The sequence below is a fragment of the Rothia nasimurium genome (genome assembly GCF_928381415.1).
GTDB classification, from domain to species: domain Bacteria; phylum Actinomycetota; class Actinomycetes; order Actinomycetales; family Micrococcaceae; genus Rothia; species Rothia nasimurium_H.
Genome location: NZ_CAKMSF010000005.1, coordinates 15,623 through 27,713, shown reverse-complemented (window position 1 = coordinate 27,713; position 12,091 = coordinate 15,623). Strand labels below are relative to the sequence as shown.

The 12,091-nt window shown below is 62.2% G+C and carries 11 protein-coding genes; 8 read left to right on the top strand and 3 right to left on the bottom strand.

Translation table 11 applies throughout. From position 1 onward, the window contains the following. Positions 1-21 precede the first annotated feature (21 nt). From L7A20_RS06665 to L7A20_RS06630, 8 genes are all read left to right on the top strand, one after another. A complete protein-coding gene (locus tag L7A20_RS06665) occupies positions 22-2,118 on the top strand; it encodes a TIGR03773 family transporter-associated surface protein (protein ID WP_237222849.1) in 2,097 nt (698 codons plus the stop codon). After that, positions 2,084-3,691, top strand: a complete 1,608-nt coding sequence (locus tag L7A20_RS06660) for an anchored repeat ABC transporter, substrate-binding protein (protein WP_237222848.1) — start codon at positions 2,084-2,086, stop codon at positions 3,689-3,691. The genes L7A20_RS06665 and L7A20_RS06660 overlap by 35 nt, the downstream gene beginning before the upstream one ends. Before the next feature lie 37 nt (positions 3,692-3,728). Further along, complete coding sequence (locus L7A20_RS06655) at positions 3,729-4,769, top strand: choice-of-anchor M domain-containing protein (RefSeq protein WP_237222847.1); 1,041 nt, start codon at positions 3,729-3,731, stop codon at positions 4,767-4,769. Next, positions 4,766-5,557: an anchored repeat-type ABC transporter ATP-binding subunit gene (locus tag L7A20_RS06650; protein ID WP_237205377.1), complete on the top strand. Its 792-nt coding sequence runs from the start codon at positions 4,766-4,768 to the stop codon at positions 5,555-5,557. Before L7A20_RS06655 ends, L7A20_RS06650 begins: the two co-directional genes overlap by 4 nt. 149 nt (positions 5,558-5,706) lie before the next feature. Next, positions 5,707-6,558: an anchored repeat-type ABC transporter permease subunit gene (locus tag L7A20_RS06645; protein WP_237222846.1), complete on the top strand. Its 852-nt coding sequence runs from the start codon at positions 5,707-5,709 to the stop codon at positions 6,556-6,558. A gap of 128 nt (positions 6,559-6,686) precedes the next feature. Next, on the top strand, positions 6,687-7,007 hold the full coding sequence (locus L7A20_RS06640; protein WP_237222845.1) for a putative quinol monooxygenase: 321 nt from the start codon (positions 6,687-6,689) through the stop codon (positions 7,005-7,007). Between the two features lie 322 nt (positions 7,008-7,329). Continuing rightward, positions 7,330-8,154 carry an NUDIX hydrolase gene (locus tag L7A20_RS06635; protein ID WP_237206920.1) on the top strand — a complete coding sequence of 275 codons (825 nt, stop codon included), beginning with the start codon at positions 7,330-7,332 and terminating at the stop codon, positions 8,152-8,154. After that, on the top strand, positions 8,151-9,011 hold the full coding sequence (locus L7A20_RS06630; RefSeq protein WP_336603567.1) for a hypothetical protein: 861 nt from the start codon (positions 8,151-8,153) through the stop codon (positions 9,009-9,011). The genes L7A20_RS06635 and L7A20_RS06630 overlap by 4 nt, the downstream gene beginning before the upstream one ends. A 96-nt stretch (positions 9,012-9,107) precedes the next feature. Here the strand turns inward: L7A20_RS06630 and L7A20_RS06625 are convergent, their stop codons facing one another. The 3 genes from L7A20_RS06625 to L7A20_RS06615 all read right to left on the bottom strand — a co-directional run bounded on the left by L7A20_RS06625 (position 9,108) and on the right by L7A20_RS06615 (position 12,016). Continuing rightward, the gene (locus tag L7A20_RS06625; protein ID WP_237222844.1) at positions 9,108-10,085 is read right to left on the bottom strand and encodes a thermonuclease family protein; all 978 of its coding nucleotides are present in this window, start codon (positions 10,083-10,085) and stop codon (positions 9,108-9,110) included. Between the two features lie 162 nt (positions 10,086-10,247). After that, a complete protein-coding gene (locus L7A20_RS06620) occupies positions 10,248-10,880 on the bottom strand; it encodes a superoxide dismutase (protein WP_237186488.1) in 633 nt (210 codons plus the stop codon). A gap of 617 nt (positions 10,881-11,497) precedes the next feature. Further along, positions 11,498-12,016: a MarR family winged helix-turn-helix transcriptional regulator gene (locus L7A20_RS06615; RefSeq protein ID WP_237199677.1), complete on the bottom strand. Its 519-nt coding sequence runs from the start codon at positions 12,014-12,016 to the stop codon at positions 11,498-11,500. Positions 12,017-12,091 lie beyond the last annotated feature (75 nt).

The window sequence follows — 12,091 nt, the reverse complement described above, 5'->3', positions numbered from 1 at the left end:
ACACATAGAAGGCACCCACCCATGCACCAGTTCCCCCGCGCCCTCTCGGTTGCAGCCCTTTCCGTGGCTCTACTTGCAGGCCCCCTAGCAGCCTCACCCGTAGTAGCCGAGCAGGAGCGTCCTGCCCCTACCGCCAGCCAGGCAGCCCCCACCGCAAACGAAGAAGCCGCGGCGCGCACTATCCTTACCGTCGAGCACACCGACGCCCTGGCCATGGCTCTAGCCGACGGCCAGCTAGACCTCTTCACCTACGCCGACCTACCCGGCGCCCCCCGCACCCGCCTTGACCCCGCCCAGACAGTCTTCAACCTGCAAGACCGCGCTGAAACCAGGGTCAGTGTACCCGCAGGGTTCGATTTCTTGGGTGCCGATGGGTCAACCATCTGGCTAGCACCCCAGACCCAGGTAGCCGGGGTGCTCTGGCCCGGCTGGAACACCGAGGGGATCCGCCCCGGTGAGCTAGCCGGCGACAAACTGACCCTAGAACTCGTAAAAACCAAGGCCCCCGAAGGCGGTGCGGTCGAGGTCTTCCAGTCCTCCCCCTTCGGCACCGAACGGGTCTTTAGCTCCCGCGAGAAACTGCCCACCCTGCAGCAGCCGGTTGGCTCCCACGTGCACGCCAACTGGGCCTTCACTGCCACCGGCGCCTACGAGCTCACCTTCCGTGCCAGCGCCACTCGGGCGGACGGCACCCCCGTCAGCACCGAGCAGACCTACACCTTTGTGGTGGGGCAGCTCCCTGCCGAACTGGGCGGCCCAACCGAGGCAGCGCAGCCAACTGCCACTCCCTCCCCCAGCGCGGCACCCGAGGCACCTTCATCTACTAGCCCCGAGCCCAGTGCACCTGCACCGGTAGAGACAACCGAGGCAGCGGCGTCCGCACCGGCAGCACCAAGCTACGCCCCCTTCAACCCGGCATCGGCCCCCGGCAGTAGCCAGGAAAGTGCCAGCGCCCAGACCAGCCAGCAGCATGCGGCCCCGGCGGCGGGAAGCAGCAACCAGGTTCACCGGGCACCGGCCGTCCAGAACCCAGCTCAACAGCACCCCGCCCAGCAGCACTCAGCGGCAGGCGGTAGCGGGGGCACCGCGTCCCAACAGTGCATGGCCACCGAGGAACTGGTCAAACCTGCTGAGCAGGCCCAGCAGGGTGAGGCAGGTACGGCTAACTGGGCGTCCGCGCGCACCCTGGACAAGCCCGCCTTCACCATCCAAAAAGCCGTCAACACAAGCACCAGCAAGGCCACCAGCGGCCACTTTGATTTTGGTGCGGTCCTGAGCGGCGGCAACCTCTCAGCCCAGGTCAAGGACGACCGCACCTCCCCTGCCACCTGGAAGCAGCCCGGCGCCCTGACCTTTGTGCTGGGTGACGGCGCCAAGACCACCATGCCCGGCGGCATGGACCATATCGCCCCGGCGGGGGCCGAGGTCTACCTGATCGGGGCAACCCAGCAGGCCACCGTGCCCTGGGTCGGCTGGAACACCCAGAACCCCGAACTGGTTGCCCAGGCCTCCGGCCCAGCAACCCTCACCCTGACCGACCTACAGGGGCCAGGCAAGCTGTCGGTCTTCCTCTCCGGCAACTTTGGATCAGCCGGGACCACCGTCTTTAACGGGGTGGGCGACTCCTTCTCGGTTCCGCTCAACACCCACCAGCACGCCAACTGGGTCTTCACCACCCCCGGCGTCTACTCCGCGACCCTCACCTGGTCTGTGCCGCTCAAGAGCGGCGGGCAGGTTTCGGCCAGCGGCACCCTGAATTTTGAGGTGGGCGATATGGCCCAGGCCCAACAGCAGACCCAGCAGCAGGACGCCGGTAGCAGCTCTAGCACCCAGCCCCCCGCAGGCGATGGGCAGGGCTCGGTTGATAGTGCCACCGGCCTGGTCACCCGCCCTGATGGCTCCCAGGTGCGCATCGTGGGCAAGACCGCCGACGGGCGTGACTGCACCCTGAGCGAGGATGAGCTCGCCAAGGCCCAGCAGGCCTCAGCCCGGGGCGAGCTGGCCTACACCGGCACCTCTTCTACTGGCGCCCTCGTCGCAGCCGGTACCCTGACCCTGCTGGCCGGGGCGGGCGTCCTGCTCTTTGTTCGTCGCCGCTCTGCCCGCCGTGCAGCGTAACCGTTTTCGCCGCTTCGCCCCTCTCCTGCTGACCGCCCTGCTGACCCTCACCGGCTGTGGCGGTACAGGGGATCGGGGCCGGGAGGGCCTGCAGGTGGTGGCTTCCACCCCCATTGTGGCCGACCTGACCTCGGCCGTTGCCGGGGACAGGGCCCGGGTGACCTCGCTGGTCCCTGCCGGGGCTGACCCCCACACCTACGAGCCCTCCCTGCGCGATGTTCGCGACGTAGCCTACGCCGACGTAGCCTTCACCAACGGTCTACTGTTGGAGCAGCAGAAGCTGGTGCGCACGGTCGACGCTAACCTGCCCGAGGGGGCGCTCTCGGTGGCGGTTGCCGAAGAGATTGAGAGCTACGGGGGCAGCCTGATTCCGATTGTTGAGGACGCCTCCCTCGACTCCATCTGGCTGGGTCTGCGCACCTCTGGTGCTCCGCGCGATGCCGACCTGGGTCGCGACGCCTCGGTCACCTTCAGGGCCACTGCCGCCAGCGGGCCGGGCCAGCTCGCCGCCTTTATTACCGGAACCTTCGGGTCGGTTGAGAAGGTGGCGGACTCCGGTGCGGACGGCCGCACGCAGGCCGGGAATCTGGGGGAAACCTCCCTGCCCCTTCAGGCCCATACCCATCTTTCATGGGCATATACCCAACCCGGTATATACTCCCTGGAGCTTGAAGCTCAGGCCCGCGGCGCTGACGGCGCGTCCCTGGACGGCCTCACCGACGTCCGCCCAACCACCGTACACTTTGCTGTCGGTGTCTCCCCCGACGCCCAGGCACGCGCCCTACAGGAGGCCACCGGCCAGCCCGTCACCGTCCTCGATGCCGGGCATGCCGACCTCACCGCCCAGCTCGACACCGGCCGCCTGGTGATTCGCACCGACTCCGACGGGCAGGTCACCGAACACGACCCCGCTACCACCGTCATTGCGGTACCCTCCCGCACCCTGCAGGAACTCCCCGCCGGGCCCCAGTACCGCTTCCTCGGCAAGCCCGGCGACCAGGTCTACCTGCTGGCCCAGGCGGTGCTGGGCAAACACGTCCACGGCGAAATCGACCCCCACATCTGGCACTCGGTTCCCAACGCCATGGCCGCCGCCCAGCTCATGCGCGACACCCTCACCGCCGCCGACCCCGCCGGGGCCGCCACCTACCGGGCCAACACCGAAGCCCTGCTCACCGAACTGGCAGACACCGACCGAGAACTCCACCGCATCTACGGCCAGCTCCCCGACGCTGCCAAAAACCTGGTCACCACCCACGACGGCTACCGCTACCTGGCCTCAACCTACGGGCTCACCGTCGCCGGGTACGTCTCCCCCGGCGCGGGCGTAGAACCCAGCATCCAGCAGCGCGAGCGCCTGCGCCGCACCATCGACGACCTAGCCGTGCCCGCCCTCTACACCGAGCGCGGGTCAATGAACAGGACGCCGGTGCTCCAACAGGTAGGCAAGGAGGCCGGGGTGCGGGTCTGCGAACTCTACTCCGACTCCCTCGATGCAGATGCCCCCAGGTACTCCCAAATGATGCTGGCCAACGCGCAGGCCATTACCGACTGTTCCACAGCTTCGCTGTGAGCCCCTAGCACCTGTTCCACCTAACCCAAGGATTTCCATGAAAATCTCTCCCCGATTCACCACTGCCCTGGCCCTGGCAGCCCTGCTGGTGCCGGCGTCCGCGCTGACCCCCGCAGCCTACGCGGCCGAAGAGAATAAGAGCGCCGAAGAGCGCGCCCTGGAACAGACCCTCTCGCCCGACGAGCCGGTCATCAGCGGCCAGCACGAGATCGCCGCTGGGCACGTTGATATGGGCCCGGCCTTTGTCGAGGGCTCCTGGGAACTCATGTTCCGCGATGATTCAACTGCCGAGCCTGTTTGGCGCGACCCTGCCGACGTGGTGCTGCGCGGCGATGACACCGCTATGATGGCCGTGCCCGATGACCCCCGCTACTCCTTTGTGCAGGCCTCCCCCGGGGAGCAGGTCTATGTGATCCCACAGACCGAGCTGGCCGGGGTGGTCTGGCCCGGCTGGAACACCCAGAACCCCCAGATGGTGGAGCGCCTTGGCCGCGGCGTCACCTTCACCCTTGAGGGGGTAGAGGGCCCCGGCAGGTTCTCCATGTACCTGGAAAACGGCACCTTCGGGGCGCCGGAAGTGCTGTGGACCTCCGACAGCACCAACCCCCAGGACATCTTCGTTGAACCCAACGTGCACACCCACGCCAACTGGGTCTTCACCGCCCCCGGCGCCTACTACCTGACCGTGCGCGCCCACGCTGAACTGGCCGACGGCACCGTCGTCAGCGACACCGCCCGCCTGCTCTTCGCCGTTGGCTCGACCGTGACTAACGAGCAGGTCTTTGCCGGGGCGGACGCCCTCGGTGCGGTTGACGAGGGCAGCTCAGGGGGCGAGAGCCAGGGGGAAGACCAGGACGCGAGCGCCCAGGCGACCGAGGCAACCTCCACCGCTGCGGCAGCTGGCGATTCAAGCACCAGCAGTGAAGCAGAGAACAGCGACTCAACCCTACCGATTGGCCTCATGGCCGGTGGTGGCGCGCTACTTCTGGCCCTCACCGTCGGTGGTGTTCTCCTAGCCCGTCGCTCCGCAGCCGCTAAGGCTGAAGCCTTCGAGCAGTCCACCGGGGGCCGCGCATGACCACCGCCTCACCTACCCCCGTGCGAGAAACCGGCGCAGCGGCGTCCGCCCCCACCGTCACCATCACCGACCTGCACGCAGGCTACCCGGGGCGGCCCGTCCTCGCCGGTCTCAACCTCACCCTGCACCCCGGCGAATTTGTCGGGCTGATCGGAGCAAACGGCGCAGGCAAAACCACCCTGCTGCGCTCCCTACTCGGGCTTGTGCCGACCAGTAAAGGGCGTATCGACATTCTCGGCGAACCGCCCCTCAAAGCCCGCGCCCACATCGGCTACGTACCCCAAAAGCACCTCTTCCAGTGGGACTTCCCCATCACCGTTGAAAACGCCGTCATGAGCGGGCGCACCCGCACCATCGGCTGGTTCCGCCGCCCCCGCCGCGCCGACTGGCAGGCAGTCTACTCCGCCCTCGACAAGGCAGAGCTGACCGACCTCAAAGACCGCCCCGTGGGCGAACTCTCCGGCGGGCAAAAGCAGAGAGTCCTGCTGGCCCGCGCCCTGGCGTCAGCCCCCAAGCTCCTGCTTCTCGACGAACCCTTCACCGGCGTGGACGCCCCCACCCAGGACTCCCTCAACCGCCTCTACCGGGCGCTAGCCGCCGAGGGGATGACCATTCTGATGTCCACCCACGACATGATCGCCGCCCGCACCTGGTGCACCCGCATCGTCGGGGTGCGCGGCCACCTCGCCGTGGACGCCCCCACCCAGCAACACAGCATCGAAGAACTCTACGCCTTCCTGCATGGGCAGCATGAAGGGTGTGAGAGGGATGCCAAGCATATAAGTTAGGCGCTCAGGACGCCCCCGCGCCGACTAACCTTCTTGCGGGTTCGCTAGCGCTCACACGCAATTCATGCCAGCCCCAGCCAGTCGGCTTTCGGGGGCGTCCATTCACGCCTCGTACGATTCATCTCCAGATTCCCCACCGATACAAACACATGATTACTCCCTACGAATTTATCCAAGACCTTTTCAACCCCAACCTGGCTTTCCTGGCGCGAGCACTGGCGGCGGTCGTCCTTGCCTCCCTGATTACCGGGCTGGTGGGCTGCCATGTGGTCATGCGCGGCATGGTCTTCATCGGCGACGCTGTTGCCCACTCGGTCTTCCCAGGCCTGGCGGTGGCCTTTGTCGTGGGTGGGTCGCTGGTCGTGGGCGGCCTGGTGGCAGGCGTCATCACCGCTATTTTGGTGGCGATTTTTAGCCAGAACCAGAAACTCAAAGAGGACTCGGTCATCGGTATTTTCTTTGCCGGTTCCTTCGCTCTGGGTATCACCATCATTTCCCTGGCCCCGGGGTATTCGGGGTCGGTGCAGGACTTTTTGTTCGGTTCCATCGTGGGTATTTCAGGGGCGGACGTTGCCCAGGCGGCGGCTATTGCTGCTGTGCTGGTGCTTGTGTTGGGGCTCTTCCATAAGGAGATTGTGGCGGTATCGCTCGATAAGGAGAGCGCGAAAGCGGCGGGTCTGCCGGTGCTGGCCCTGGATATTTTGCTCTACGTGGTGGTCACCGTGTCTGTTGTGATTTCTCTGCAGACCCTGGGCAATGTGCTGGTGCTGGCCCTGCTGGTGGTTCCGGCGGCGAGCGCCCGCCTACTCTGCTCCACCCTGGGGCGCATGATGGTCTTTGCACCGGCCTTCGGGGCAGTGACATCCACGGTGGGGCTTTACCTTTCCTGGGCTTTTAACCTGCCCACCGGCGGCGTCATCGTGCTGACCATGATTGCCGGGTTCCTGCTCTGCTGGGCGGCCCGCGGGCGGTTCCCCCTGAAAAGTGCAACTTCCCGTTAAAAAGTGACAGGCATGTGCACTTTTCGAAGGGCATCTTCGTTACAGGAAGTTGGTCTCTGCCTTGCTTTTGCTTCTTTACCTCGGAAAGATAGTAAGTGAACTGTTATCAATCGAGTGAAGGAACACCCGTGATTTTCATTGTTGTGAAATACCAGGTTAAGGACGGCGATCGCGAGGGCTTTTTGGCCGCTACCCGCGAGTTCACCGAGGCCACCCGCGCTGAGCCGGGCAACAAGTGGTTTGAGTGGTCACTGAGCGTGGAAGACCCCAACGAGGTTGTTCTCGTTGAGGCTTTTGAGGACGACGCCGCGGCAGCTCACGTAGAGTCGGATCACTTCGCCAAGGGGCTGGAAGCCATGAAGCCCTGGCTGGCCGAGACCCCCAAGATTATTTCCCGCACGATCGACGGCAACGACTGGGATGAGATGGGAGAGCTGAAAATTTCGTAGCTTGCGAAGAAATTTTCAGCTCGGCCGAAGGGATGAGCCAGAATTTCCGCGAAGCGAAATAGCAATTCTGGCGAATCGGCGGAGCCTGCGGAGCCGCAGGCATTAGCCGAATCAGCCGAGCTTGCGAGGCTGGAAAATTTCGTAGCTTGCTCCGCGCCAGGACGCCGGTGGGCAGGTTGCTGTCTGCCGGCGTCCTTGTTTTTGTTCCCGGGCTTGTGCCCGGGGTGTTGGGCTGGGGTTATCTCTTGACCGATTGACTAGAATGGGTGTAGAGGTCGCCGTGGGGCGTCCTGATTTTTACTGCCTACGACCGGGGAGCCACATGACTTTGCCGAATGCCGCCCAGGCCCACCACGATGAGCATCTTGATGCTGACCATACGTCGGTTTCGCTTGCTGTTTCTACCGTGATTTTGGCTCTGCGCCGCAAGGAGGGCGAGTCTCACCATTCGCTGTGGCTGCCGCTGGTGCGTCGCTTGCGTGAGCCCTATAAGGGCCAGTGGGCTCTGCCGGGTGGCCCGCTTCAGCCCGATATGTCGCTTGAAGAGGCAGCTGGTTATACCCTTCAGCGGGCGACCGGCCTGGTGCCGGGTTACCTTGAGCAGCTCTATGCTTTTGGCGATGTGCACCGCACCCCGGATTACAAGATTATGCGTGAGGGTGGCTCTCTGCCTGTTCCTGCTGAGGAAGATAAGCATGAGCGGGTGGTGTCGGTGATTTACTGGGCATCGATCCCCCAGACCGAGGTGAACCGCACCCGCGTGCACGAGAACATCCGCTGGTTCCCCATCGAAGAGCTCCCTATCCTGGCCTTTGACCACAACGAGATCGTTGAATACGCCCTCTACCGCCTGCAGAATAAGGTGGAGTACTCCCGTATCGCCCACTCCTTCTTGGGTGAGGAGTTCACGCTCGCCCAGCTGCGTGAGGTCTATGAGGCGATTTTGGGTCGGACGCTTGACCCGGCGAACTTCCGCCGCCAGATTGCGGCGTCCAAGTCTATTATTGATACAGGTAAGCGTGTTGAGGGCACCCGTCACCGCCCGCCGCGCCTTTACCGCTACAACCACTCGCGCGCCTTTGCGGACCAGGGCCCTCTGGGTATGTACCGCGAGGCCGCCTATAACGCTGAGAACGGTGATGCTTGATGAAGCGTTTAGCCCCGCTGCTTGCTCTCGCCCTGGTGTCTCTCACAGCCTGTGGGTCCGGTGATACGGCCGGTAGCACCGCGAGTGCCCCGACTATTACTTACACTGATGGCATGACGGCTACGGTGGTGTCGGTTGAGTCGGCTAATACTTTTACCGCCAGTTTTGATGGGGTTGAGAAGCAGGTTCGCCTGATTAACACTTCTTCCCCCACCGATAACGGTGTGGCCCTCTCTTCTAACTGCCTGGTGAGTGAGTCAAAGGCCCTTCTGGCTGAGAAGCTACCGGAGGGTAGCCAGGTGACTCTGAATTTTGATGAGTCCCAGCGCGGGGCGACCGGCTATGTTGAGGCTGCGGTGTATTCGGGTGACGCTTTTATCAACCGGGATATGGCGCGGGCCGGCATGGTGGCTACTACTTTTACTACCGCTACAGATGAGTTCTATGGCGAGATTTCTCAGGCCCAGCAGGACGCCGCCAACGAAGGTATCGGCCTATACTCCAAAGACATTGAGTGCACGATTCCCGCACAAATTCAAGCACAAAAAACAGCTGTAGAAGATGCTAAAAGCTGGGAAGTAGACACGTCAGCCGAAGCACCGGTAGAACAGAGGCAACGTGAAGCTGAACGCCAGACCATCTACCAAAATGCCTCTGCCCTCTACAGGGATTTAGAAGACCAGACTAAAGCCCCTGCTCAGTGGGTGGGGTCAATTGTGACCCTAGATGCTGTAAACACACAGCTGAATGAACTTCGCTCGCTCCTGGGCGATGATTTCTACCCTGAAAACGGTACCAGCGTGAACCAGCAGAAGAAGGCTGAGGCAGAGGCTACTCCGGTACGCCCGGGTTCCTAGACAACGGTTGAACGTAGCGGACGCCGCCCCTCACCTCCGTGCCTGTAGGCAGGAGGGTGAGGGGCGGCGTCCTTGTGTTTGGTTTGGTGGGTGAATTTAGGGGGCTGAAGTGGAGCTTGCCGGGTCTTCGGGGTGGGGTGTATCGCCCGGGTGGGTGTTGTCCGGGTTGGCTGAGGTGGGTTCGGGAGCTGGCGGCTGGCTAGCTTCGGCCGGGGGTTCGCCCTTAGCGTCCTTTTCTGCTTTTTCGCGTTCTAGTCTTTCTCGTTCGGCTTCTTCTGCCAGGTTGTAGACGATGCGTTTGCTGTCGCGGGCGCGGACGAGGGCATCGCGCAGGGTTTTGACGGACTGGGTTTGGGCGACGGTTGAGAGCAGCGGCAGGTCGCTGGCAGTTTCGTACTCTTCAAGGCGGCGGGTGAGAGAATCTGCGGCTTCTAGGGGCTCTTTAAGACCTATTCCTTGGGCGTTATTTACACTGGTGAGAGTAGAATTTAACTGGGACGGGAGTGCGCAATCAACACTTCGACTGTAGATACCTGCCTGTTGCTGATCAGCCTCATCTTGGGCTGCGCTGATAGTTTCATAGAGGGTGGAGCTGCCCTCGGTAACGGCTACGCCGAAGCCCACTCTGGCCATCTCAGCGTTAAGTAGTCGCCCATCGGGCAGGGTGACTCCCGCCGTAACCTCAACGGTGGGGCTGGCGGAGGGCTCTGGCTGACTAGTTTCCCCCGCCCCTAGGGCCTCATCGTAAGTAAGGGTAACGGGTGAGCCGACAGGTAAAAGCTTGGTCAGGTACTCGGTGGCCTCTGTAGCCAGGCAACGCATATCCTCATTATCGTGCTTGGCCTGCGGGGTAACCAGATTCAGCAGGTTAACGGTGATAGTAGTGCCGTCCCTTTCCAGGCTGAGGGTATCGGCGTCGATCACGCGAAGGACGCGGGCTACCGAAGTTTCATCTGTCGCGCTGGGGGTGGCGGTACTGGCCGGTTCGGCGTCACTGCCGAAGAGGCCGCAGCCGGTAAGGGTGAGCATGCCAGCGGCCAGGGCGGCAGGCGTGAAAATGCGGGCAGGGCGCATGGATTTACTCCTTTGTGTTGCTCACCATACTAGGCACCCCAGTGGTTAACCTGCCAGTATTACAGTCCCAGGTTATGCCCTTAAAAGCCGGGTGCCGGCGTCCGCTCTGCTGAGAAGGACGCCGGCACCCGGCTTTTCACCTGCACACGGAGTGCGAGGGTTTTAGGCCTCGGGAATGATGAGACCCTTGGTCTGGGAGACAGCGCGGTCAAAGCGGGCTGCGACGTCTTCCCAGTTGACGATGTTCCAGAAGGCCTTGACGTAGTCAGCCTTGACGTTCTGGTAGTCCAGGTAGAAGGCGTGCTCCCACATGTCCAGCTGCAGGACGGGAATCAGCGCAACGGAGATGTTGCCCTGCTGATCGTAGAGCTGCTCGATGACGAGGCGCTTACCGACGGTGTCCCAGGCCAGAATAGCCCAGCCTGAGCCCTGGATGGTGAGGGCTACGTTTTCGAAGTGGGCGCGGAAGCCGTCGAAGGAGCCGAAGTCGTTGTCGATAGCTGCTGCCAGCTCGCCGACGGGCTTGTCGCCGCCCTCGGGGGAGAGGTTCTTCCAGAAGATGGAGTGGTTGGTGTGGCCGCCCAGGTTGAAGGCTAGGTCCTTGGAGAGCTTGCCGATGTTAGCGAAGTCGCCCTTTTCGCGGGCTTCTTCCATCTTCTCCAGGGCGGTGTTGGCGCCGCCGACGTAGGTGGCGTGGTGCTTGGAGTGGTGCAGCTCCATGATGCGGGCTGAGATGTGGGGCTCGAGGGCTGCGTAGTCGTAGTCGAGTTCAGGCAGAACGTACTTTTCTGACATGGTCATTCCTTTCGTTGAAGGCCCTTCTTTGGGTCTTTCTGGGTTTAACTCTACACACTGGGGCGCGCGGGGTCACGGGAGGTTACTTGATAAGTCCCCTTGTTTAGCCGTGGGCAAAACGGCTGAAAGGGGGCAGGCGGACGCCGGCAGCGGGTTTTCCACAGTTTTCCACTTAAGAACTGGGAAAGTTATCCACAGGTGGGGATAAAACTGGGGATATTCGAATTACACGGGTGGGAGTTTCGAAGATGTTCGAGAGAATACAGGGCAGAATGGGGCAACTCGGGGGTTAGTCTTTCGAAAATACACCGGTGTTGTTCGAAAATCACACCGGTGTCACTTATCCACGGGTGTGGATAAGTGCTGTGGAAAACATACTTTTTAGGCACTTCAACTCGGTGATGAGCGCACTTTTGAGCGTTTTTACCCACAGGGGGCAGTACTTTTCCACGCTTTAAGTGGATATTGTTCACAGACTTATCCACAGGTGGGGATAAAAGGTGCCCCGGCCGCCCAAACAGGCTGACCGGGGCACCTTTTAATAGATAATCCAGATTAAAAGCTGTGGATAAGAGCTGTGCATAGACGCAGCTGTTACCACCAGGGGTTTAAATCATCTAGTCAAGAGAAGCTACATTTGAGACGTTAATGACCGTGCTGGGCTTGTCCCCCAGGACTGATTCACCGATTTTGGCGAGGGACTTCACCTGGCGGGCATTAAGCTGATCAAAGATAATGCGGCGAACAGCCTCGACGTGGCCGGGGGCAGCTTCCTGCACCTTAGCCAGACCGCCAGGTAGTAGGTGGCAGATAGACACACGGCGGTCTTTCTCCCAGGTGCTGCGCTCTACAAAATTGTCTTTCTCCAGGCGGGTTACCACCCGTGACAGTCGAGGTAGCAGGGTGTTGGTCTGCCGAGCCAGGTCGGTCATGGTGAGTTTGTGCTGGGGAGATTCTGAGAGCATAGCTAGAACCATGTACTCAACGAAGCTGAGACCCGAGTCCTTCTGCAGCTGGCTTTCAAGCTGCCCGGGCAGGTTAAACATAATGGATGAGATGAAGAGCCAGCCTTCGCGCTCTTCTTCAGTCAGCCAGCGGGTGGCATCGGTAGCGGCTGCGGGGGTTTCTTCGCTCATGGTTCCTCTGGTCGGTGCAATGGGGAGGACTGGGGGTTGTCTATACCTAGTCTAAGTTTCTTTCGAAAGGGTTTC